Origin of the sequence: Paenibacillus sp. NPDC058071 (assembly GCF_042885235.1) — a bacterium.
Lineage (GTDB): Bacteria > Bacillota > Bacilli > Paenibacillales > Paenibacillaceae > Pristimantibacillus.
The window spans coordinates 96,386-119,840 of record NZ_JBHVSK010000009.1; the positions used below are offsets into that span (position 1 = coordinate 96,386).

Consider the following 23,455-nt stretch of genomic DNA (forward strand, 5'->3'; position numbering starts at 1 on the left):
GACGCGCTATACTCTAAATCGGTACCCGACGCCCCAAACTGTCTCGATATATTGCGGATTCGAAGGATCATGCTCAATCTTCTCTCTCAACCGGCGAATGTGGACGGTAACGGTCGCAATATCGCCAACCGATTCCAAGCCCCAGACCCGCTCGAAAAGCTCTTCTTTGTCGAACACCCGGTTCGGATGCGTGGCGAGCAGCAGCAGCAAATCATATTCCTTTGCGGTTAGCGCTGCTTCCTGATCGTGAATCGTCACGCGACGGGAAGGCTTGTCTATCGTCAGGCCGCGGATGAATACATGATCTCCTCGATCGTTCCGGTCGCCCGTAAGCCTTTCATACCGGGATAGATGAGCCTTAACCCGAGCCACGAGCTCACTTGGGCTGAACGGCTTCGTCATATAATCGTCGGCGCCGAGCCCGAGTCCTCTTATTTTATCGATGTCTTCTTTTTTTGCGGTCACCATCAAAATCGGAATATCGGTCGACTGCCGGATTTGACGGCATATTTCAAAACCGTCCACTTTCGGCAGCATGACGTCTAAAATAATCAGATCGTACGACTGCCCAAGAGCCTTCTGCAAACCAATGTCGCCTCTGCCTTCGATATCCGTTTCGAAGCCGTGACTCTCCAAATAATCGCGTTCCAATTCGGCAATCGCCTGCTCGTCTTCGATAATCAGTACTTTTTTCATTGCTTTTCACCATCCTTGGCCGGCGCGGCAACGGGCAGCTGCAAGCAAAAACGCATGCCGCCGCTCGCTGCATTTTCTGCCCAAACCCGGCCTCCATGCCCTTCGATAATTTGCTTGACGATCGCAAGCCCCAGTCCGCTTCCGCCAGTCTCCGAATTTCGGGATTGCTCCGCACGATAAAAGCCTTCGAAAATATGGGGAAGATCTTCCGAATCGATGCCGGGACCGTTATCGGCCAGCGTAATAATCGTATAGCCTTGCTCGGCGCGCGTCTCCAAGATTACATGAATCTGCCTGTCGCCGGGACGGTCTTCTTCCCCGGACTGCGCCATATACTTTACGCTGTTGCTCAATATATTGGTCAGCACGCGGCCTAGCTTCTCTTGATCCGCTGCGGCCATAACCGGTCCGTCCTTTGCCTCGAGCCCTTCCGTCTCAAGCCTGATTTCGACTTTTTCCAAATCGAACCGCTGCTCCTCCAGAAACTCACGCAAGTAGCCGCGCAAATCGATGACTTTAAAATCGAAGGCGACCTTCTGCATATCGAGCTTCGAGAACAGGAACAACTCGTCGATAATTTGGTCCATGTCCGTCGCCTTGCGGTATATGGTTTTATAGTATTTATCCCGCTTTTCCTCTGTATTGGCGATGCCGTCCATAATCCCTTCCACATAGCCTTTAATGGCCGAAATCGGCGTCTTCAGGTCATGAGAAATGTGCGAAAGCAGCATTTTCCGGTTTTCCTCGTAAAGCAGGCTTTGATCGATCGATGTTTTAAGCCGGATTCGCATTTCCTCAAACGCCGTGCTTAGCTCTCCGACCTCGCCCTTTGCTTTAATCTCCGCTATGCTCGACAGATCTCCTTCTTTCATTTGGAGAGCCGCCTTCTTCAGCTGCGCAATTGGACGGATAATACTTCTTGATACGAGATAAGTCAGCACGACAATGGTCAGACCGATCACGAAGAAAGACGTTAATCCGAAAATCGGCTTCCAATACATCGGCACGACGTCCTTGCGCAGCAGCAGCATAATTTCGCCGTTGCTTCCATCCGAATACGCAAATGAGATAACACTTGTTTGATACCGGTATTGATTGAGCGTCAGCTCCTCGGGCGGCGGCTCCGCCGCGTAACGCTCCCAGTTTTCGTGTGTGGAAATATGGTCGACGTACGAAGAGCGATACGTGATCGCCCCTTCCTTGAACACGATAAAGCCGGCTCGCGCAGCGGTCATCTTCTCGTCAAGCTTCGCGGTGTAGCTGGCTTTCTCGATTTCGCTCGCATCCGTCTCCAACACAAAATTCAATTCCCCGGCGACAAAAGCCTGATGATACCCAATATCCCCTTCTTCCTTAAAGTAAGCACGAATGTCCTGATAACCACTAGAATAAATAAAAATAAGCATTACGCAGGAAATGGCCAAGAAAGGCACAAACGCCATCGCCACATAAGATAAATAAAGTCTTCTTCGAATGGACAAGTCAGCATCACGCCTTATGAATTGATCATTTACCTCTATCGTTTATCATAAATGGCAATTATAAACCGTTATTAAACCAATTCTTACAAAAGTATTACGCATAAAGCACTTTTCTATGAATTTACGCTCAAAAAAGAAATCAGCGCTTGACTTCAAGTGAGAGGGAAAGCTGCCGAGCAGAGGACTCGTCGCTTTACTCTCCTTTTCTGTCAAGCACTGATTGAAAGTTTGATCCTGAAATTCTTCCTCTATACCGATTTCCGTAGCTTCCCTCTTTGAAGCGGATTCACAGCGTATGCCGCAACGATCAGCAACGCGGACAACAGCCAATGATAGACAACCCAACTCGCCGTTCCGGTTTCAAAAAAATAACGAAGCAGCGTACTCACCGCTACTGCTGCTGCGATCGCCAACAAAGCGGACCACGCTTGAGGCAAACGGCTGTTGCGTCTCGCTTCATGAAGCAGAGCGGCTGTAAACAGAGCCGCGGCGAGTGCCGTAAACGGGGCAACGACCCACATATTCAGAAACAACTTATCCGGCGCCAGCGCCAGCTTGCCCGCAAGCAGCGCAGCCCCAGATGCCAAACCGGCGGCAATCGCCGTAAACGCGACTTTCTCCCGTTCTCCGCGTCGACTGGACAACGCCTGTCCATCTGTGGATCGCTGTTTTCGCCAGCGTCTCCATTTTACAAGCAGCCATGCTGCCGGTACGGCCGCGCCGAGCAATGACAAGCCAAGCTGCAGCAAATAGTAAACCCCGAACGGACCGATCCGTTCAATCATAAACGGCACACGAAGCGCAAACCAGCCGTAACGATGCGTCCAGCCGTCGAAAAACACATGTGTAAAATAACCGATGATGGCGGAGAGCGTAAATAGGATCCATCCTCCAGCCGGGGCCGAGCCTCCCGCAGCGCCGATCCAGTCTCTTACGAAGCGGTTGAGACCGCCGGTTGAAGGCAAAAAAGCCGGCAGCGCCGGCTTCACGATACGATGGAAAATGACAGCCAGCGCGATGCAAATCGGCAGACCGAGTACCAGAAAACCGCCAAACGAATGGCCGATCGAGCGGTAGGACTGCATCGCCGTAAAGTATTCCAAGTCGGGCGCCATGCTGCCGAGAATAAGCCCGGACACGCTCAGAAACGGAATCGCTTTTTTAAGCGGTACGGCAAGCAGCGGATGCGAAAATGTAAAAGGCATTACAAACCTCTCTTCTATCAGGTGATGAACATTCGATTACTGCTGCATCCATTTAATTGATATCGCCGAATTTAGCGATCGGCCATATCCGGTACACCGCCTTCCCTTCGATGCTGCTCAGCGCGATCGGGCCGAGATCGCGGCTGTCTTCGCTCTGCTCGCGGTTGTCGCCCATGACGAACACGCTTCCTTCCTCTACCGTATAAGGCAAACGGAAAGAGCCGGGATTCGTCATCCCCTTCGTATACGGCTCCTCGACTGGCAGGCCGTTCAGGATGAGCTTGCCGTCCCGGATATCGATGATATCGCCGGCAACGCCGACAACCCGCTTCACCAGACGCTTCGGGCTTTCGGGACCTTTAATAATGACAATGTCGCGATGCAGCGGGGCGTTGAATCGGTATGACCATTTGTCTTCAATCAAGCGCTGGCCGGCGACAAGCGTATTTTGCATCGAAATGTTATGTACTTGCGATTGCGCGTACATATAATTTTGAAATAAAAACGAGATCAGAATGGCCGCGCCAAGCGCTACCGTCCATTCGCGCAATTCTTTTTTCCAATTCCAGCTTCTTTTCTTGGGTTGACTCCCATTGTCCGGCATTCCTCGCCCGTCCCCTTTCATTTGCAATCTTTAACAATTCCACCCTTATATACGTCCGGTTCGATGAAAAAGTTCCGGTTGTCCCTCGCAAAAGAGAAGTGACAAACAAACGGTTCATCCGATAAAGTAGAAGTTGCAGAGGAGGCTGTCATGATCCCGATATCGCGTCAACGATTGTTGTTTACAGCAGTTACATTATTGTATTGGACGTCCATGTACGTTTATGTCCCGACCTTATCCCCTTATTTAAGTACAAGAGGCTTATCGCTGCAGTTAATCGGCATCGTGCTCGGCAGTTACGGCTTTATGCAATTGCTGATCCGTTTCCCGCTCGGCATGCTGTCCGACAAGCTCGGCGTTCGCAAGCCGTTTATCCTGCTAGGCATGCTGGCCGCTTGCGTCAGCTGTCTGCTCTTTATCGTTCCAGGCTCATGGCTGTTTCCGCTTGGAGGGCGCGCGGTCAGCGGCATTAGCGCATCCGCTTGGGTTGCATTCACCGTTATGTACGCCAGCTATTTCGAGCCTGGAGACGCCGGGAAGGCGATGGGCAATATTAGCGTAATGACCGTTTCCGGCCAAATGCTCGGCATGCTCATAAGCTGCTGGGCAGCCGACGAATTAGGCGCCTCATGGCCTTTCTTGATCGGCTCTCTACTCGGTCTGCTCGGCCTGCTCCTCGCGTTGCTGCTGCGTGAACCGGCTGCAGCAGACGGGACTCGAGGCGGCGGCATCTCGCTGGCGAAAGTAGGAGCGGTGTTGCGGACGAGAACGCTGCTGCAAGTTTCGTTCTTGTCCGTTCTCGCCCATAGCATTTTATTTATTACGATGTTCGGCTTTACGCCGCTGAAAGCAGCAGCCTTAGGCGCGGCTGGCTTCCAACTGACGGGAATCGTTCTCGCCTTTATGCTGCCGCATGCTATCGCTTCGCTATTTACGGCCAAAAGTATTGCTCCCCGTTTCGGTCACTGGACGACGATCGGTGCAGGTTTCCTGCTTAGCGGCATCAGTACGGCAGCCATGCTGGCCGTCCACTCGCTGCCGATGCTGGCTTTGACGCAAGCGGTGAACGGCTTTGCGCAAGGGCTTCACATTCCGCTGCTGCTCGGTCTCGCTATCCGTGACGTCGAATGGTCGTCACGGGCGACCGCCATGGGCTTGTATCAAGCGATCTATGCGGCCGGTATGTTCGGTGGTCCTTTTCTAGCCGGATGGCTGAGCGGCAATTGGGGGCTCGACAGCGGCTTTCTGTTCGGCGGGCTCATCGCGTGCTTCGCCGTCGCTTTATGCCTCCTATGGGGGCGGAGTGAGAGAGCCAGCCTGCGCAGAGAATCGCCAGCCCCGTTGTCTCAAAGCAATACGTCCAAATAAAGCAGAAGAGCTGCCGCTGCTGCGGAGACGCCAACCAGCCACCCATCGCTGCGTCCTGGACGAAGCGTGAAGCCGCGAGTCGGCGCCGCGTCCGGCTTGCCGACTCCCCTTGCTTCCAGAGCGTCGGCAAGCTGCTCGGCCATGCGCAGCAGCGATCTTAAATACGGCACGATGGCGGGCAGCAGCATCGATGCAGGCAGCGACGCGCCGGGGCGCGCCGCCGCTTTGCCGCGCGCGCGGGCGATGGCGGCAAAGCGCTGCCATTCGGATGCAAGCAGCGGAAGAAAGCGAAAGAGAAGCGTGACCGTTAAAGCGATAGAGGCGACCGGCACCTTCACGCGAGTCAAGAATCCAAACGTTTGCTCTAGCGCCCGCTGCAGGCGAAGCGGCGACATGAGCGATAATATCGGCAGCCCCAGCGCCATGGCCAGCAAAAATCCGATAAAGCGATGCAGCGTCGCCAGCATTCTTTCTTCGTCGAATCCGATTGGTTGAATGTTAAGTCCGGAGAAAACGGAGATCGCCGCGACCATAACCGCATAAGCTCTCAGCGCCGGCAGCCAAGGCCGGATCAGGCGGCGGACGGGAGCGAGCAGACCGGGGACGACAACGCTTGCCCCCGCTAGGCCAAACCAGCTGTTTTGCAGCATAATGGCTGTCGCAAGCAGCAAATACGAGACGATGATCGTTCTGGGGTCAAACATGTCGGACCAGCGTCTCGGTTTCTCCGAGTAATCCGAAAGCGCGGCTTTTTCCATTTTGTTCGGCTGGTCGAGTGGTGCGTTGAACGGACCGAGCCCGTCCAGCCTTACTGTCGTTTCTTCTTCACCAGCAGCTCCTTCCACCGCTCCTATTGCTCCCTTGTGCGCAGCGATTGCGGACGCTATTTCCTGCGGAGTAGGAAGAATGACAGCTCCTGAATTCGAGTAAGCCTGCGGCAGTCGAACGCCCTTCTCTTGCAGCAGTGCAGTCAATTGCAGCGCTTGCGGAGCGGATCGGTCGCCTGCATGCGCCGCCGCCCAAACCGAGGCGGGAGCCGCTTCCGTTATCCTCCCTGCTTCTAATACGAGCACACGGTCAGCAATCGGCAACAGCTCTTCCAAGTCATGCGTAACGACGATGGCGCCGCCGCCCGAAGCGCGATGGGATACGAGCGTGTCGCGAAGCATCGCCGCGCCGGACGTGTCCAGTCCTGCAGCAGGCTCGTCAAGCAGCAGCCATTCCGGCTCGCAGGCGAGCAAGCACGCAAGGGCCAGCCTTCTTTGCTGGCCGCCGCTTAACGCCCAAGGATCGCGCGCCAACAGCTCTAGCGGCAGACCGACGGCGGACGCCGCCCGACCGATTCGCTCCTCCTGCTCCGCCTCGCCCAAGCGATAAGGCTTCAGCGAATAGAGCAGCTCGGCCTGCGCTGTTTGTGCAAACCATTGCGCCTCGGACTGCTGCAACGACAACCCGAATTGCAAAAGCACCGTCTTGTTCAGTCTCTTCTTTCTTCCCTTTGTCTCCCACAAAGGCATATTGCCGAGCTTGATTTCCCCTTCCGCCAGCGTCCTTAATCCTGCGATCGTCTCCAACATAGTCGATTTTCCCGATCCGTTTCGCCCGATGAGCAGTGTAATCGTTCCCGCAGGAAACATCGCCTGCAAGCCGTCCAGCAGCCGCTTCGGTCTTCCGTTCTCCGCGTCCGTCGTTTCGACGGCGATATTCGTCAGTAGCCAGTCTTTCCTCGTCATCGCCGCACCGCCTCTGCAAGCTCTTCAGCCGTAAATGGAATCGGCCCCGTCAAGCAGCCGAGACGCTGCAATTCCCATGAGACGCGTATCGTATACGAGGGCTCGAAGCCAAGGCGTTCACAAACGCTCGATCCTTCTTCATTCAATGAGTTTCGTTCGTAAAACCGCTCTGCTTTGCCGTCGAACGCAATTCGTCCTTCCCTTAGGACAATCAGCCTGTCCATTCGATTTAGTTCCTCGAGCCTTTGCGTCACCCACATGACGGCCGCGCCGGAGCGATGCAGCCGTCTAGCCGAATCGATCACAGCTTTACTTGCTTCCGGGTCAAGCATCGAAGTTGCCTCATCCATGATGAGCAAGTGAGGCAAAACCGCCGTCGCGCCCGCGATCGCCGTCAGTTGCTTCTGCCCGCCCGACAGTGTACCAACCGGCTGATGCAGCCGATCTCCCATTCCCGACTGTTCTAGCACGCGCTCGGCCCGTTCGACGATCTGTTCACCTGGCGCTCCGTGCTGCTCGAGCAGCATCACAACATCCTCAAGCGGAGTCGAACCGACCATGGAAGCTTCCGGCTGCTGCATAACGATCGGCGACAAACCTTCGCGAATCGTTTCTCCCCGTACAATAGATCCGGTAACGCGACCGACCCGAAAGCCCGCCGCCAGCTTAGCGAACGTGCTCTTCCCGCTTCCATTCATGCCGATGACGCTGACCCATTCCGCCGCTTCGATCCTAAAATCGACGTCCCGCAGCAGAAATGGCGCCTCGCTATCGTCCATCCTATCGGATTCGGCGCGCACGCTCGTTTTTTCCATCTCCAACAATATCGATTTCAAAAAAATTTCACCCAACCTCTTCCCCAATGAAGTCATCTATGCTAGAATCCGATTTGTTAACCTATAAAAATGATAAATGGTTTACAATAACTTAGCAACCACCATTTCAAAGGAGTCGATTTCATTATGCGTTCCACAAGCAATATCCGCAATCTCGTTTACATCGCTTTATTCGCCGCTTTATTTATCGTCATGAGCTCACTCGAAATTAAACTGGGCTTGCCAGTGCCGATTACGCTGCAGACGCTGGCCGTTATGCTGGCTGGCGCTTTTCTAAGTCCGCGAAACAGCTTTCTCGCGCTGCTGCTGGTTATCGCCCTGACGGCAACAGGACTGCCTTTGCTGCACGGAAAAGGGGGACTTCCTTATATTCTCGGTCCGACAGGCGGATTTATTTTTTCCTTCCCGGTTTGCGCGTTGCTCATCGGGCTGGCTGCAAGACGTCTCTACACAAGCCGATATTTAAGCAGCCGCCGGACGGCGTCGCTTATCGCCTTCTTCGCACTTTTTCTGCTCGCATCCCTTTTCATCTACATACCGGGGGTCGCGTGGCTTAAGCATGCCGCCAACTTGAGCTTCGACAAAGCGTTGGCCGGGGGCTTCTACCCGTTTATCCCTGGCGATACGATAAAATCGGCAGTTGCCGCATTGCTGGTCGTTTCTTTAAAAGGTTCCATCGTACGCCTGCAAGGCTTGACATCTGACGATTCGGCTTCCACACCGGTGTCAGCAGGGAAATAAGAAGCCGAGCAGGAAGCACGCAGTGGACTTAGCACTGCCGCTGCTAGTATTAGCACTAGCATTTGCGTTGGCAGCAATCGAACGCTGTCAATGGCTGAAAACGCCCGAAAGGGACCGGCTTCGTGCCGGCCCCTTTCGGGCGTTTTGCTTACAGCGACATCCGGTAAATAGCCGCAACGTCCGCTTTGTCCAGCTTCCGGAAATGTCCGCGTTTGCCGCCGCCGGTAGCCTTCTCGGCCATCTCATCGATTCGGCTCTCGTCAATGCCGTAATCGGACAGTTTGGAAGGAGCGCCAATCGAGGTCCAGAACCGGCGCAGTCTCCCGATACCGTCCTCGGCAATCTCACGGTCGGAACGGCCATCCGCTTCGACTCCGAATACGTTAATGGCAAATTGCTTGAATCGGCCAATGTTTTCATCCAGCACGTAGCTCATCCAATTGGGGAACAATATCGCCAGACCGCCGCCATGCGGAATATCGTAAACGGCGGATACGGCATGCTCCATATCATGATTGGCCCAATCGCCCTGAACGCCCATCGATAATGTACCGTTCAGCGCCATTGTACCGGCATACAAGATCGTTTCGCGATAGGACACGTTGGTCAAATCTTCGACCAGCAGCGGAGCCGTTTCGATTACTGCGCGGAGAATCGATTCACTGAAGCCGTCCTGTATCGGCGTCCGGCTGTCGTGATGAAAATATTGCTCCAGAACATGAGACATCATATCAACCATGCCGTATACAGTATGGTCTTTCGGCGCGCTGGCCGTATAAACCGGGTCCAAGATCGAGAACGCGGGAGAAACGTACGGGCTGCCCCAGCCGTGCTTCTCCAACGTTTGCTCATTCGAAATGACCGAGCCCGCGTTCATCTCTGAGCCGGTCGCAGCCAACGTCAGCACTGTGCCGAGCGGCAATGCCGCCTCGACTTTGCCCTTCTTAATGACGACATCCCAGAAATCGCCGTCGTAACGGGCTGCTGCCGCAATGGCCTTCGCGCAGTCAATCGTACTGCCGCCGCCAACCGCAAGCACCCAATCGATCGAGTGCTCCCGGCACAGCTCCGCGCCTCTGCGCACCGTCGTAATGCGCGGATTAGGCTCGACGCCTGCCAGCTCAATGATCTCGCTGCCCGCTTCCGCCAGCCTCGCCTGCACTTGTTCGTACAAGCCGTTGCGCTTAATGCTTCCTCCGCCATAGACGAGCAAAACCCGTTTGCCGTGCTTAACGGCCTCCTCCGTCAGTTGCTTCAATTGACCTTCGCCAAAATACAGTTTTGTCGGATTGTGATAAACAAATGGCAGCATTACATCTCTCTCCTCTCTAGTTTAAAGAAGCGCCTGCCGATGATCGACAAGCGCTGTTCTATCTATTATTAGTCGCATTGCTCAGGCGCTTCCGCTTCAGGGGCGCCTTCCACATTGATTTTTTCGGCAACCGTCTCTCTTACGATGGAAATAACCAACTGCAGCAAGTAGTTGATGTCAGACTGGCTTTGCTGGAACTCCGATACGATCGGAATGCCGTCCAGCTCGTCCTGCAGCGTCTCCATCTCGCCTTCGATTTTTTTAACCATTTGCTCGTTCTTAAACGTCGTCTCGAAGGCGACCAATTCTTTTTGCTTCTTTTTAATTTGTACAATCAAGCCTTGCACGCGGTCGTTGCGTTGAATTTGGCTCTCCGCCCGGCGGTAATGCTGCACTTCCTCGGAGGTGTAGATCAGATTTGCCAATTCTTTCGCTTTGGTCGTAATATCCTCACGCACAAGCAAATCTCGCGTATCAAATTTCGGAACGCCGCAGCCGCCGTGGCTGTGATCGTGGTCATGGTCATGCGAGTGAACCGCTGCATTTTGCTGTTCTGACATTTCATATCTCTCCCTATTTTATCGTTTCGCTAGCGAACTTCATTAGGATACGGCTGTGACGCCCGTTGGCGCTTCAACCGGCTCGGCTTTAATATACCAAGTTTTAGCATCGGTTACCCGCGCCTTGACGAATTGCCCAATCCATTCCTTCGGCCCTTCGATGTGAACGAGCTTATTCGTGCGAGTCCGGCCAGCCAGTACTTGAGCGTTGTTTTTGCTCTCGCCCTCTATCAATACTTCAATTAGACTGCCTCGCATTTTTTCGTGGCTCTCGCGGCTCATTTCCGCCATCAAGGCGTTGAGCTCGGCCAGCCGGCGCTTCTTCACTTCCATCGGCACGTTGTCTTCCATACTTGCGGCTGGCGTACCTTCCCGCGGCGAATAGATGAATGTGTAGGCCGAGTCATAGCCGACCTCGCGCACAAGCGAAAGCGTGTCCTGGAACTGCTCCTCCGTCTCGCCGGGAAATCCGACGATGATATCGGACGTGAGCATCACATTCGGGATCGCCTGCTTGATTTTGCCAACCAGCTCCAAATACGTCTCACGCGAATATTTACGGCTCATCCGCTTCAGCACTTCGGTGCTGCCGGATTGAACTGGCAAATGAACATGCTCAACGAGATTGCCGCCGCTTGCGAGTACTTCGATCAAATGATCGTCGAAGTCGCGCGGATGGCTCGTTGTGAAACGAATACGCGGCACGTCGATTTTCGACATATCCGCCATCAGATCGCCGAAGCGGTATTCGATATCCTCGAAATCTTTGCCGTACGCGTTGACGTTCTGACCGAGCAGCGTCACTTCCTTGAAGCCTTGACGAGCCAATTCCCGCACCTCGGCGATTACGTCCTCCGGCCGGCGGCTTCTTTCCTTGCCTCGCGTGTACGGCACGATGCAATAGGTGCAAAATTTGTCGCAGCCGTACATAATGTTCACCCACGCCCGCATGCCTTCCCGTTTCTTCGGCATGTTCTCGATGATGTCGCCTTCCTTGGACCATACCTCGACGACCATCTCTTTGCTGAAATAAGCGTTTTGCAGCAGATGCGGCAAACGGTGAATATTATGGGTGCCGAAAATCATGTCCACGAACGCGTGTTTTTGCAAAATGCGTCCGACGACCGATTCTTCCTGGGACATGCAGCCGCACACCCCTAGCAGCAAATTCGGATTTTGCTGCTTAAGCACTTTCAAATGGCCCAGCTCGCCGAATACTTTATCCTCGGCATTTTCGCGAATCGCGCATGTATTGAGCAGGATGACATCGGCCTGCTTACGGTCGTCCGTAGCCTTATAGCCCATATCCTCGAACATGCCTTTCATCACTTCGGTATCGTGCTCATTCATTTGACAGCCGTACGTTTGGATCAAGTAAAACTTCCCTTCACCAAGCGTGCGGAGCTCCTCTGGAATCGAAAAGTCGTAATGAACCGAAATCTCTTCCTTGCCCCGCTTCTTCTCAGCTTTATGATCCGGAGTCGCATTGATTTGAACGTTGCGTCCCTTAATGCGATACGTTACCTTGCCGTCTTCTTCGCTGACTACCTTCGCATCCGAGAAATCGAAATATTTGGAGTAGTCCTTCTCGCCCTTGCCAGATTTTAAGTCTGGTGAGTTACCGGTCTCCTTTATCAAAGCGATCACACTCCTTGCTTTATTACAGATGTCCGGCTATTCGCCCGACGCAGTTATTTTTTAAAGAACATATCAATTTATCATTATAGCATATCACCCCAGTCTATTCCATTGGGATAGCTCTGATTTTGTCGCGAAGACTGTTGATTTCGGAATTAATCCATAGAAAAAAGCCAACCAGAGCTTGCTGGCTGGCCTTGCTTAATATAGCGGCCTATCTTCCGGATGCTTTTCTTCACTATCCACTCGACAGTTGAACGCCCTTATTAGGGGACTCGGCTCGTGTCATTCTTACTAGATATTCATTGTCCTTAATGAACGGCTGGCTGACGCTCTTGCTCTCCTTCCGGAGCTTTCGTCTTCTTGACGAACAGTCCCAGAATAAAAGCGATTAGACAGACGAAGAAAGCAATCCGCAGTGCGCCCTGCATTCCGGAAACGAGCCCATTGATCGCTTCCTGCGGATCAGCGGGATTGGCCGACGCCTTCAAATACGACTTGGTTCCGTTCGAGAAAAGACTAATAAACAACGCCGTACCGATCGCCCCCGCCACCTGCTGCATCGTATTGACGATAGCAGTGCCGTGCGGGTAAAGCTGTTGAGGCAGCTGGTTCAAGCCCGTCGTCTGCGCCGGCATCATAATCATTGAAATGCCGATCATCAGTACGATATGAAGCGAGATGAATACGCCTTTCGGGGTCTCCAGATCGACGCCTGAAAACAGAAATAGTGAAAGAGCTGTCAGGAAGAGTCCCGGTATAATAAGCGCTTTAGGGCCAAACTTGTCGAACAGCCTGCCGGCTATCGGGGATATAATGCCGTTGACAATTCCGCCGGGCATCAGTGTAAGCCCAGCCGCGAAAGCCGTCATCATCATTGCCTGCTGCATATAGAGCGGCAATATGATCGAGGTCGAGAACAGCGTCATCGTCATCACGACCATAAGCGCCACCGTTAACGCAAACATCGGATGCTTAAATGCCCGCAGGTCCATCATCGGCTCTTTAACGACCAGCATGCGCCAAATGAACAATGCAATAGCCGCGACGCCCGCTGTGATCGCCCAAATAACCTCCGGCTCGGACCATGAGCTTTCGCCCGCTTTACTGAAGCCAAATACGATGCCTCCGAAACCGATCGTCGACAGGAGGATAGACAATAGATCGACTTTCGGCTTAGTGAGCGTCGATACGTTTGTTAGAAACAGAAAACCGAACACAATCGAAAGCACAGCAAACGGAATGACGAGAAAGAACAACCAATGCCAGGACAGCGAATCGATAATAAGTCCCGATACGGTCGGACCGATCGCCGGTCCGAACATAAGGACAAGCCCGATCGTGCCCATCGCTCCGCCTCTCTGTTCAGCCGGGAAAATGAGTAGAATCGTGTTCATCATGACAGGTACGAGCAGGCCCGTGCCCGCCGCTTGAATAACACGTCCAATCAACAACAGCTCAAACGTGCCGGAAAAGCCGCAAAGAACTGTACCTGCCATGAATAGCAGCATCGCTGACAAAAACATTTGCCTTGTCGTAAACCACTGCTGCAGCAATGCCGTAACCGGCACCAATATGCCGATAACCAGCATATAGACGGTCGATAGCCATTGAATCGTTGACGCTTCGACCCCGAACTGCTTCATTAAATCGGGAAATGCGACGCCGAGCAGCGTTTCATTCAAAATCGCTACAAACGCACCCATAATCAACGCGACAACGACCGGTCCCCTTTTAATCGAACTTACATCTGCTTTCGTTTGCACATTTTGTTCCGCAATCACGATGATGCCTCCTGCCTATCCTTATTTTGATACGTTTATTAGTATAGGGCAGGAACATTTACTCGAAAAAGAGCCGATTCATTGTTGATTAACAATGGATTTTGTATAATAAGAAGAATTAAACCCATGTAAAAAGGAGGCGGAATCAACTGGAGCTCCAGCAACTTATTTATTTCGCCGAGGTTGCAAGCCAACTGCATTTCGGCCGCGCAGCCGAGCGGCTGCATGCTTCGCAGCAATCGGTCAGTCATCAAATCGGACAGCTGGAAGCCGAACTGGGTCTTAAGCTGTTTAAACGAACGACTCGCAAGGTGGAATTAACTTTCGCAGGCGAAGCATTGTTGACAGAGGTGCGGCTAGCTTTCGAGCACCTGAAACGCGGGGTGGAAGAAGCTCATCGTGCGGAGAGCGGACAGCGCGGGAAATTAAACATTGGCTACTTCGGCATTATGCTTTATTCAATATTACCAAGCGCCGTTCGCCGCTATCGCGAGCTTTATCCCGACGTGGAAATCGTGATGCGCGAGATGGATTCATTCTTGTTAGAGCAAAAGCTGCTAGACGGCGAGATCGATATCGGATTTTCGATCGACCTCAATGACAAGCATAGCGAGACGAGCATGAATTGGCTGCCCTTTTCGACAGAAACGATCGTCATAGCTTTGCCCAAGGACCATCGCTTGGCCGCCAAAGAAAAGCTTGTTCTAAGCGATTTGGCCAAGGAGCCTATCATCGTACTTAACCGGGTCGCTTCTCCCGCCCAATTCGACGCCTTCGTCCTCCTCTGCCGTCAGGCCGGCTTCAGCCCGAATATTATTCAGGAAGCGGCAAGCGACCAAGCCGTCAGCGGCCTTGTAGCGGCCGGCGTCGGGATCGCCCTCGTCATGAGCTGCACGAGCAAGCTATATGGGAACGATATTGTATATTTGCCTTTGACGGACCCCACCTATGAATTTAAGCTCGCGGTCTGTTGGCTCCACAGCAACCAAGCGAAGCAGGTCGAGCAATTTGTCGAAGTCGTCCGGAGCTTTGTGCCGCCAGATCAATAAACGCAGAAAAACCGCCTTTCCTTACGGAATGGCGGTTTTTCTCATCTCACATCACGTGCAAAGGCTAGTCGATGATTTCGCCGTACGAGCCGTTCGCTACGCCTGCAGCGTTCGCTTCGTCCGTGTCGATATGCATATCGAGGGCGAACTCCGGCGATACGCGGGCAATGACGTTCTCAAACACAACGCCGCGATCGCCGCCGTAGCGGACGCGAAGCGACTGTTTGTCTTGAATGCCGAAACGCTCAGCGTCGCTCGTATGGAAGTGGATGTGGCGAGCCGCCACAATAACGCCTTCCTCAATCGACACTTCTCCGGCAGGCCCTCTCAGCTTAATGCCAGCTGAACCAGCTGTGTTGCCCGATTCTCGAACAGGCGGGTTAACGCCGAGCGAAAAAGCGTCCGTACGCGACACTTCCAGCTGCGTTCCTTTCCGGACCGGCCCCAAAATACGCACTTTAGCAAACGAGCCCTTCGGCCCGATAACTTCAACTGTTTCATTAGCAGCATATTGGCCAGGCTGCGACAGCGGCTTGAACTCCGTCAGCTCATAACCTTCTCCGAATAAAATCGCGACATGCTCAGCGGATAAATGAATATGTCTAGCGGATACCCCGATCGGCACTAATTTTTGTTCCATCTTCATGTGTCATCCTCTCTCGTGCAATTTCCATACCTTATGAAGTAAAAAGGCATACGGTCGGCTGACCGTATGCCTATCATACCATTTACTTGAATTCAGCGACAAGTTTGTCGAATTGATCCTGCGAAATCGTCAAGTCTTGTTTCGACAGCGCTTCGTCTCCGAAGCCTGCGATCAGATCCTCGTACGATTTGCGCTCTTTATTTTGATAGATAAGTCCGGTTAGAAGTCCGTTTGTTTCCATTATTTTATTCATCGCGCCAGCCCGGTTCGAAGGATCGTAATCCGAGAACTGATCAAGGTTCACGATATGCTCTTTAAACCAGTCGTACGTATTGATTTTGTTGAACGTCACACAAGGACTGAAGACGTTGATCAGCGAGAAGCCTTCATGCTTGATCCCTTCTTCGATTAAGCTCGTCAGCTGCTTCAAATCGCTGGAGAACGATTGAGCGACAAACGTGGCTCCCGCCGACAAGGCGATTTCAAGCGGCGACAGTGTCGTTTCGATCGAGCCTTCCGGCGTCGACTTCGTCTTAAATCCTTCAGCGCTGCGAGGAGACGTTTGTCCCTTGGTCAAGCCGTAAATTTGGTTATCCATCACGATATAGGTGATGTTCAAATTACGGCGGATCGCATGAACGGTATGACCCATGCCAATCGCAAAACCGTCGCCGTCACCGCCGGAAGCGATAACGGTCAGCTCGCGGTTGGCCAGCTTGACGCCTTGCGCAATTGGAAGCGCGCGACCGTGAATGCCATGCAAGCCATATGCGTTAATGTAGCCGGAAATACGGCCTGAGCAGCCGATGCCGGATATAACGGCGAGCGCTTCCGGCTCCAGTCCGACGTTGGCAGCGGCGCGCTGGATTGCTGCTTGTATGGAAAAGTCGCCGCAGCCCGGACACCAATTCGGTTTAACGTTATTGCGGAACTCTTTAAACGTAGCCATCTTACACCAGCTCCTTGCATGCTTTATAAACTTCCGAAGGCAAGAACGGATTGCCGTCATATTTCAGCTGACTGTGGATTTTGTCCGCAAAGCCCGCATTCATTTTAATTTGTCCGGCAAGCTGGGCGGTCGCGTTATTTTCGAGAACGACCACTTGTTTGGCGGCTCGCAAGTAAGGGAACAGCTGCTCCGTCGGGAACGGATGAATTTGACGAATCGTAATATGGTTCGTCTTGATACTGTCGTCGGAAAGCCAAGCTCTCGCCTGATCGATCGTACCGCCGGTCGAACCCATCCCGATTACCAGCAAATCCGGTGCATCATGAGGCGCATCAATGCGCAGCGCGTCGCGGACTTGCAGGCCGTCCAGCTTATTCAAACGCTTATCCATCATACGTCTGCGGTTATCCGCGTTTTCCGAAGGTCGTCCCGTCTCGTCATGCTCCACGCCGGTCACGTGGTGAATGCCATGCTTAACGCCAGGCAATACACGCGGCGATATGCCGTCTTCGGTCCACTCATAACGTTTGAACAGCTGGTGCTGCTCCAGCTCTGGCGCTTCCGTTACCAGCTTACCGCGATCGATTGCGATTTTATTCAGATCGAATTGCTCGCAGGACTGTTTGCCAAGTGAAAGCTGCAGATCGGTCATAACAATAACCGGCACCTGATACTGCTCCGCCAGATTGAACGCTTCAATCATGTCATAGAAGCAATCTTCAATAGAAGCCGGGGCGATGACGATCTTCGGTATTTCGCCGTGTGTGCCGTAAATCATCGCATTCAGGTCGGACTGCTCCTGCTTCGTCGGCAAGCCTGTCGAAGGACCGCCGCGCTGCGTATTGATAATAACGAGCGGCGTTTCCGTCATGCCCGCTAGGCCAATCGCTTCCATCATCAGCGACAGCCCGGGGCCTGCCGAAGCGGTCATCGTACGTACACCGGCATAGTTCGCGCCGATCGCCATCGTCACCGCTGCGATCTCGTCTTCCGTCTGTACGACCGTTCCGCCAAACTTCGGCAGCTTCTTAATTAAGTACTCCATAATTTCAGAAGCCGGCGTAATCGGATAAGCTGACATTAAGCGGCAGCCTGCAGCAATTGAGCCGAGACCGATCGCTTCGTTGCCGATCATGAACAGCTTCTGTTTGCCGTCTGCATCCTCCAGCTTAAAATCGTCCAGCGGGCCTCCCGCTTGCTCCAATACAAATTCTGCGCCGCGCTTGACCGCTTCGATATTTTTCTCTACGATCGCCGGACCTTTGCGGCCGAATTCTTCCTCCACCGCTTTATTGAACACGTCCAGCGGCAATCCGAGCAGAGCCCAAGATGCGCCGGAAGCGACCATGTTTTTCATTAAGGAAGTTCCCAATTCCTCGGCCATTGCCGTAATCGGCACAGCGAACAATCTAGCGTCGACGCCTTCCGGCACGACTGGATTAAATTTCGCGTCTGCGACGATAACGCCGCCTGGACGAAGTTCTCCTGCATTCAAATCGACGCTTTCCTGATCGAAAGCGACAAGAATGTCTAAATCATCGGAAATCGCACGAATCGGATGAGTGCTAATGCGAATTTTATTATTGGTATGTCCCCCTTTGATCCGGGACGAGAAGTGCCGGTAACCGTATAAATAATAGCCTAGACGGTTAAGCGCCGTGGAAAAAATGCGGTCCGTACTTTCCACGCCTTCCCCCTGCTGTCCCCCGATCTTCCAAGACAATTGACTAATCAAAATGCCCATCTCCTCTTTTATCATGGCATTTGCCGCATATATAGGCAGTACCCAACAGTTATTCTATCATAGATCTTTAACGGTCAAAACAAGTGTAATGGCGAGATTGACAAATTGCAAGATGTAAACGCTTAATAAAAGCATAATGATTTTCGATGACAACGATATCAAATATCGATGCGAGCAAGCTCATTTCTCACTCCGGCAAATGCCTTTCCAGAAAGCGAAGCGCGTTGCCCGCCATGAATGCGTCGGTTTGCCCTTCCGTGTATCGCTTCAATAAAGCGTCCCGCAGCAGCGGCGTTTGACCCGGATGTGTCAGCTGCTGCACATAGCGGTCGATACCGTCGAAATCCGACCCAAGCATAATATGGTTTTCACCGCCCAGCTCGCATAAATGCTCTACATGGCGAAGCACATCGTCTATACCGACGCTCGCTTTATCCGCTACAAACCAAGGCACAAAGGTAACGCCCAACAGCCCTTGCAGCGCTATAATCGCTTTAACTTGATCGTCCGTCAAATTGCGCGGGTGATCAAGAACCGCTTTTGCATTCGAGTGGGAAGCGATAATCGTCCTTTCCGCGGCATCTGCAACGTCCCAAAAGGCCCGCTCCGATAGATGCGATACGTCGACAAGTATGCCTAAACGGTCGCATTCCGCTACCATCCTTTTGCCTTTCCCCGTCAAACCTCCGCCCCGCGGCTCCATGACGCCGTCCGCTGCCCAGTTGGTATAATTCCATGTCAGCCCGGCAGCTCGTACGCCAAGTTCATACATAATCTGTACCAGCGACAAATTCCCTTTTAATCCGTCTACCCCTTCCAGCGAAAGCATCGCGCCAATTTTGCCTTCGGACAAGCATTGGCGCAGATCGGATTTGCTCCGAACAAACAACATGTCCGGGCAAGCAAGCACATGCGAATGAAAACGGGATATGCTTTCTAATATAGGCTCGATCGGACCGTTCATCGATTCCGGCACGTATATTGCGAATACTTGCAACGCCGTTCCGGCTGCTTTCAAACGTTCATAGGTGACGTCCAGTTCTCCGTTGCTCGCGCCTTGAAAGGACAGATCGCCATTTAGCAGCAGCTTGCTAAGCGCGTCACAATGAAAGTCGACGACTCGTTTGTTCATCTTCCACACTCCTCTATTCTATGCGGCCGCTCTCCAAGCGGGGCCGAATCAAATGCCTATGCCGATTTCGCGGCTCACGCTGCCAGACCAAAGCAAAAAACCTGTTCACTGCGTAAACAGGTTTAACACCCTTAATAGGCAACCGCAACAGCTTTAACCTTCGTTAACGCGCTGCGCTTATCGGGGCTCGACAATCAATTTTATAGCAGTACGATCTTCTCCGTCGATGACAATATCCGTAAAGGCCGGCACACAAATCAAATCCACCCCGCTGGGAGCAACAAAACCGCGAGCGATCGCAACTGCTTTAATCGCCTGATTTAGTGCACCCGCCCCGATCGCTTGCAATTCAGCGGCGCCGCGTTCACGCAAAACTCCGGCTAGCGCACCTGCAACGGAATTTGGATTGGACTTTGCTGAAACTTTTAATACTTCCATGAAAAAGTACCTCCTCGGGAATATGGATGGATTCCACTATTAAATAGTATTCGAGAGAGGTTAAATAATTCCTCCTTTTATCGCTTGAATTTACCGATTGTTCTGAATTGCAAGACTTTTTGTCGATTGCTAGAATCGCAGCGAAAAAAAAAGGGCTGATCGCCCCTTTTACTGGAGCATCAGCCATTCGTCTTCCGTCAGTCTAATTTTCTCAATCTTTTTCGCTTTGCCTGTCGAATCGTCCAATTGGACGGAAACGGCGTGGAAATGCCAATCGCCTTCGTCAACAACGAACCTAGTCGGAAGCTGCGTCATGAACCGGTGAAGCACGGCGTTTCTTTCCATGCCCAAAACCCCGTCTCGCGGCCCGCACATGCCGACATCGGTCAAAAAGGCGGTGCCTTCCGGCAAAATCCGTTCATCGTTTGTTTGAACATGGGTATGCGTTCCGACGACGATCGAAGCGCGACCATCCAGATGCCAGCCCATCGCAATTTTCTCCGATGTCGCTTCTGCATGAAAATCGACTAAGATATGCTTCGTTTTTTCAGCAGCCTGCTCCGTTAACTCATCAGCCATACGGAACGGACAATCGATCGGCGGCAAAAAGGTCCTGCCTTGCAAATTGATGATCGCAAGCTGCTTTCCATTCGCTTTGATGAACGCCATTCCTTGACCGGGAGCTCCTTCCGGAAAATTAGCCGGCCGCACAAGCCGCGGCTCCTCGTCGATCCACTCGAATATATCTTTATTGTCCCACGTATGATTGCCCATCGTAATGCCGTGAATACCCCATTCGAAAAACTCCTTCGCAATGGAGGCCGTTATTCCCCGGCCGTGCGCAGCGTTTTCGCCGTTGGCAATAATAATGTGGGGATTGTATTTGCTCTTCAACGCGGGCAGCACCCGTTTAACCGCGGCGCGTCCAACGCTGCCAACGATATCGCCGATAAATAATACGTTCATTTCAGTTGTCCACTTCCTTCTATCCTTGCTAAAGGGCCATGCAGACGGAAAAGTGGCTGACAAGCAGCCACTTTTCGTAAGTCTTGCATATGCGTTTATTTGAGATGCTATTTCGCGTATTCAACCGCGCGAGTTTCACGAATGACCGTAACTTTAATATGTCCCGGATAATCGAGTTCGCTCTCGATTTTTTTCGTAATATCGCGCGCGAGGCGAAAGGCTTCCGTATCGTCAATCTTCTCCGGCTGCACCATTACGCGAACTTCGCGGCCGGCCTGAATGGCGTACGACTTCTCAACGCCTTCAAACGACTCCGAAATGTCTTCCAGTTTTTCAAGCCGTTTGATGTAAGTCTCGAGCGTCTCGCGACGGGCTCCCGGACGGGCTGCCGACAAGGCATCCGCGGCTCCGACCAGCATCGCGATAACGGAAGTCGCTTCAACATCCCCGTGATGGGATGCGATACTGTTAATAACAACAGGGTGCTCTTTGTATTTCTTGGCCAATTCAACGCCGATTTCAACGTGCGAGCCTTCGACCTCATGATCGAGCGCTTTACCGATATCATGCAGCAAGCCAGCCCGTTTCGCGAGCGTAACTTCCTCGCCGAGCTCCGCTGCCATCAAACCGGTCAAGTACGCAACCTCCATCGAATGCTTCAGCACATTCTGACCGTAACTTGTCCGATACTTGAGTCTTCCCAAAATCTTAATCAAGTCCGGATGCAAGCCGTGAACGCCAACTTCGAAAGTAGCCTGCTCCCCGTATTCACGGATCCGTTCATCGACTTCTTTACGAGACTTCTCGACCATTTCTTCGATGCGCGCCGGATGAATACGTCCGTCAGCCACAAGCTTTTCAAGAGAAGTGCGGGCAATTTCCCTGCGAATCGGGTCGAAGCCGGATAGAATGACCGCTTCCGGTGTATCGTCGATAATGAGATCGATACCGGTCAATGTTTCCAATGCGCGGATATTCCGTCCTTCGCGTCCGATGATACGACCTTTCATTTCTTCGTTCGGCAGAGCAACGACCGAAACCGTCGTCTCTGCTACGTGATCGGCCGCACAACGCTGGATAGCCAGGGAAATAATATTACGCGCCTTTTTGTCGGCTTCTTCTTTCGCTTGCTGCTCCATCTCTTTAATCATTTGAGCCGTCTCTTGACGTACTTCCTGCTCAACATTCGACAAAATAATCGACTTTGCATCCTCCATCGTCAAGCTGGAGATGCGTTCCAACTCGCTAAGCTGCTGCTTATAAATGGAGTCAATTTGTTCTTGCGTCTCGTCGATCCGTTTCTCTTTGTTGGCAACTAACTCTTCTTTGCGTTCTAGTGTTTCTAATTTTTTATCCAGCGACTCCTCTTTTTGGAGCAAGCGTCTTTCCTGACGCTGCGTTTCATTACGCCGCTCACGAATGTCTTTTTCAGCTTCCGTACGGAGCTTGTGGACTTCGTCTTTCGCTTCCAGAACGGTTTCCTTCTTCTGCGCTTCCGCTTCTTTCTTTGCATTTTCTACAATCTGAACAGCGGCTTGCTCAGCGCTGGAAATTTTCGCTTCAGCAATCGACTTTCGAGTGAAATAACCAATCCCAAAGAAAATAACGCCAACAACGAGACAGATCAACACAGTCAAGATAGGGTGCATCTTGTTCACCTCCTCGTTGCATACACCAAGGCAAATGCTTGGGATGATATTAAGTTGTTTAAGCCGGTTTTCATACCGATTAATCTTCTAACAAATTGACGAAAATGATCGGTTCAAATCAACTTTTGGAAGGAAAATTGATTTGAATGTGAACGAATACATGTTCATTTTATCTTTTGACAAATTCAATTGTCAAGCATTTGACCATCGTCTTCCTCGTCTTCCGTCATTTCCGATTCGCGGACTGCTGCTTGAACCGCCTCGCGAGCGACACTTCCGGGAAAACCCCGCCTCAACAAAAAGGCGGTTAGCTTTCGCTTGCGATCATAGTCCTCGCCTTTTAGCGTCCGCCATTTTTTTCTAGCGGCGCTTAACGCTGCATCCAGCTCCGATTCCTTGTCGATCGATTCGGCCGCTTGCGCAGCCGCCTGCTTGGACACGCCCCGCTGCTGCAGCTCTTGCTTTATCCATAAACGTCCTTTTTGAGAGTAGCGGATCTTTTGCATTGCGAATTGTTTCGCATACTCTTCATCATCCACAATATGTTCCGTTTCTAAACGTTCCAATACGTATTGAATCGAATCCGCTTCCAGCTCCTTGCGCTGCAAATATTGTTCGATTTGTCGTCTGGTGCGCGCTTTCATGCCAAGATACGCGACGGCGAGCGCGTATGCGCGGTACCTCTCGTTCTCGGCGCCAATATCGTCCAGCTCCGAGCGGGTCAGGACGCGCCCCTTCAGCAAACGATGCCTGACCAGCAAATCCTCGTGAACGGTCAGCACCGGCTCCTCTTCCCCGTACACATAGAGGATATAGCTTTTGCGATCGTCCTTATCCTGCTCAACCGCTCTAATTTCCATGAGCGCTTCCCTCCGTTACTGCATCCCTCTTTTGCAAACAACATCGCCGTCCTCTGTCAGAGGA

The 23,455-nt window shown here is 52.4% G+C and carries 21 protein-coding genes; 3 read left to right on the forward strand and 18 right to left on the reverse strand.

The features are described 5' to 3' along the window. Positions 1 to 6: 6 nt before the first annotated feature. From ACFVTB_RS16225 to lepB, 4 genes are all read right to left on the reverse strand, one after another. The gene (locus ACFVTB_RS16225; RefSeq protein ID WP_387751028.1) at positions 7 to 696 is read right to left on the reverse strand and encodes a winged helix-turn-helix domain-containing protein; all 690 of its coding nucleotides are present in this window, start codon (positions 694 to 696) and stop codon (positions 7 to 9) included. Further along, on the reverse strand, positions 693 to 2,177 hold the full coding sequence (locus tag ACFVTB_RS16230) for a sensor histidine kinase (protein WP_387751031.1): 1,485 nt from the start codon (positions 2,175 to 2,177) through the stop codon (positions 693 to 695). Before ACFVTB_RS16230 ends, ACFVTB_RS16225 begins: the two co-directional genes overlap by 4 nt. A 248-nt stretch (positions 2,178 to 2,425) precedes the next feature. Further along, positions 2,426 to 3,382 carry a DUF4184 family protein gene (locus tag ACFVTB_RS16235; protein WP_387751034.1) on the reverse strand — a complete coding sequence of 319 codons (957 nt, stop codon included), beginning with the start codon at positions 3,380 to 3,382 and terminating at the stop codon, positions 2,426 to 2,428. Between the two features lie 52 nt (positions 3,383 to 3,434). Beyond that, positions 3,435 to 3,986 (reverse strand): signal peptidase I, encoded by a 552-nt coding sequence (gene lepB, locus ACFVTB_RS16240; RefSeq protein WP_387751037.1) that lies wholly within the window; start codon positions 3,984 to 3,986, stop codon positions 3,435 to 3,437. A gap of 150 nt (positions 3,987 to 4,136) precedes the next feature. Between lepB and ACFVTB_RS16245 the strand changes: the two genes are divergently transcribed. Continuing rightward, a complete protein-coding gene (locus tag ACFVTB_RS16245; protein ID WP_387751039.1) occupies positions 4,137 to 5,354 on the forward strand; it encodes an MFS transporter in 1,218 nt (405 codons plus the stop codon). Here the strand turns inward: ACFVTB_RS16245 and ACFVTB_RS16250 are convergent. Together ACFVTB_RS16250 and ACFVTB_RS16255 are read right to left on the reverse strand one after the other, a co-directional pair. Next, on the reverse strand, positions 5,333 to 7,087 hold the full coding sequence (locus ACFVTB_RS16250; RefSeq protein WP_387751041.1) for an ATP-binding cassette domain-containing protein: 1,755 nt from the start codon (positions 7,085 to 7,087) through the stop codon (positions 5,333 to 5,335). The genes ACFVTB_RS16245 and ACFVTB_RS16250 overlap by 22 nt on opposite strands. Continuing rightward, positions 7,084 to 7,923: an ATP-binding cassette domain-containing protein gene (locus tag ACFVTB_RS16255; RefSeq protein ID WP_387751043.1), complete on the reverse strand. Its 840-nt coding sequence runs from the start codon at positions 7,921 to 7,923 to the stop codon at positions 7,084 to 7,086. Before ACFVTB_RS16255 ends, ACFVTB_RS16250 begins: the two co-directional genes overlap by 4 nt. A 126-nt stretch (positions 7,924 to 8,049) precedes the next feature. On the opposite strand from ACFVTB_RS16255, the gene ACFVTB_RS16260 reads away from it, so the two are divergent. After that, positions 8,050 to 8,664, forward strand: coding sequence for a biotin transporter BioY (locus tag ACFVTB_RS16260; RefSeq protein ID WP_387751046.1), 615 nt, complete (start codon positions 8,050 to 8,052; stop codon positions 8,662 to 8,664). Between the two features lie 148 nt (positions 8,665 to 8,812). Here the strand turns inward: ACFVTB_RS16260 and ACFVTB_RS16265 are convergent, their stop codons facing one another. The 4 genes from ACFVTB_RS16265 to ACFVTB_RS16280 all read right to left on the reverse strand — a co-directional run bounded on the left by ACFVTB_RS16265 (position 8,813) and on the right by ACFVTB_RS16280 (position 13,955). After that, the gene (locus ACFVTB_RS16265; RefSeq protein WP_387751049.1) at positions 8,813 to 9,976 is read right to left on the reverse strand and encodes an iron-containing alcohol dehydrogenase; all 1,164 of its coding nucleotides are present in this window, start codon (positions 9,974 to 9,976) and stop codon (positions 8,813 to 8,815) included. Positions 9,977 to 10,044: 68 nt separating this feature from the next. After that, positions 10,045 to 10,536 carry a YlbF/YmcA family competence regulator gene (locus ACFVTB_RS16270; protein WP_387751052.1) on the reverse strand — a complete coding sequence of 164 codons (492 nt, stop codon included), beginning with the start codon at positions 10,534 to 10,536 and terminating at the stop codon, positions 10,045 to 10,047. A 42-nt stretch (positions 10,537 to 10,578) separates the two neighbouring features. After that, a complete protein-coding gene (gene miaB / locus ACFVTB_RS16275) occupies positions 10,579 to 12,171 on the reverse strand; it encodes a tRNA (N6-isopentenyl adenosine(37)-C2)-methylthiotransferase MiaB (RefSeq protein WP_387751425.1) in 1,593 nt (530 codons plus the stop codon). A 314-nt stretch (positions 12,172 to 12,485) separates the two neighbouring features. Further along, a complete protein-coding gene (locus ACFVTB_RS16280; protein ID WP_483875114.1) occupies positions 12,486 to 13,955 on the reverse strand; it encodes an MDR family MFS transporter in 1,470 nt (489 codons plus the stop codon). A 170-nt stretch (positions 13,956 to 14,125) separates the two neighbouring features. On the opposite strand from ACFVTB_RS16280, the gene ACFVTB_RS16285 reads away from it, so the two are divergent. Beyond that, positions 14,126 to 15,007, forward strand: a complete 882-nt coding sequence (locus ACFVTB_RS16285; RefSeq protein WP_387751430.1) for a LysR family transcriptional regulator — start codon at positions 14,126 to 14,128, stop codon at positions 15,005 to 15,007. A 64-nt stretch (positions 15,008 to 15,071) separates the two neighbouring features. Here ACFVTB_RS16285 and ACFVTB_RS16290 read toward each other — a convergent pair whose 3' ends face one another. The 8 genes from ACFVTB_RS16290 to ACFVTB_RS16325 all read right to left on the reverse strand — a co-directional run bounded on the left by ACFVTB_RS16290 (position 15,072) and on the right by ACFVTB_RS16325 (position 23,391). Next, on the reverse strand, positions 15,072 to 15,647 hold the full coding sequence (locus ACFVTB_RS16290; RefSeq protein WP_387751054.1) for a phosphate propanoyltransferase: 576 nt from the start codon (positions 15,645 to 15,647) through the stop codon (positions 15,072 to 15,074). 88 nt (positions 15,648 to 15,735) lie between these two features. Next, the gene (locus ACFVTB_RS16295) at positions 15,736 to 16,602 is read right to left on the reverse strand and encodes a 2-oxoacid:ferredoxin oxidoreductase subunit beta (RefSeq protein ID WP_387751056.1); all 867 of its coding nucleotides are present in this window, start codon (positions 16,600 to 16,602) and stop codon (positions 15,736 to 15,738) included. Position 16,603: 1 nt separating this feature from the next. Beyond that, on the reverse strand, positions 16,604 to 18,337 hold the full coding sequence (locus ACFVTB_RS16300) for a 2-oxoacid:acceptor oxidoreductase subunit alpha (protein WP_387751058.1): 1,734 nt from the start codon (positions 18,335 to 18,337) through the stop codon (positions 16,604 to 16,606). Between the two features lie 196 nt (positions 18,338 to 18,533). Beyond that, entirely contained in the window at positions 18,534 to 19,478 is a 945-nt protein-coding gene (locus ACFVTB_RS16305; RefSeq protein ID WP_387751061.1) for a dipeptidase, read from the reverse strand. Positions 19,479 to 19,655: 177 nt separating this feature from the next. Then, complete coding sequence (locus ACFVTB_RS16310; protein ID WP_005550495.1) at positions 19,656 to 19,916, reverse strand: stage V sporulation protein S; 261 nt, start codon at positions 19,914 to 19,916, stop codon at positions 19,656 to 19,658. Positions 19,917 to 20,084: 168 nt separating this feature from the next. Continuing rightward, positions 20,085 to 20,882 carry a TIGR00282 family metallophosphoesterase gene (locus ACFVTB_RS16315; RefSeq protein WP_387751064.1) on the reverse strand — a complete coding sequence of 266 codons (798 nt, stop codon included), beginning with the start codon at positions 20,880 to 20,882 and terminating at the stop codon, positions 20,085 to 20,087. A 107-nt stretch (positions 20,883 to 20,989) separates the two neighbouring features. Next, positions 20,990 to 22,531 carry a ribonuclease Y gene (rny, locus tag ACFVTB_RS16320; protein ID WP_387751066.1) on the reverse strand — a complete coding sequence of 514 codons (1,542 nt, stop codon included), beginning with the start codon at positions 22,529 to 22,531 and terminating at the stop codon, positions 20,990 to 20,992. 185 nt (positions 22,532 to 22,716) lie between these two features. Then, positions 22,717 to 23,391 (reverse strand): regulatory protein RecX, encoded by a 675-nt coding sequence (locus tag ACFVTB_RS16325; protein WP_387751069.1) that lies wholly within the window; start codon positions 23,389 to 23,391, stop codon positions 22,717 to 22,719. Positions 23,392 to 23,455: the final 64 nt, after the last annotated feature.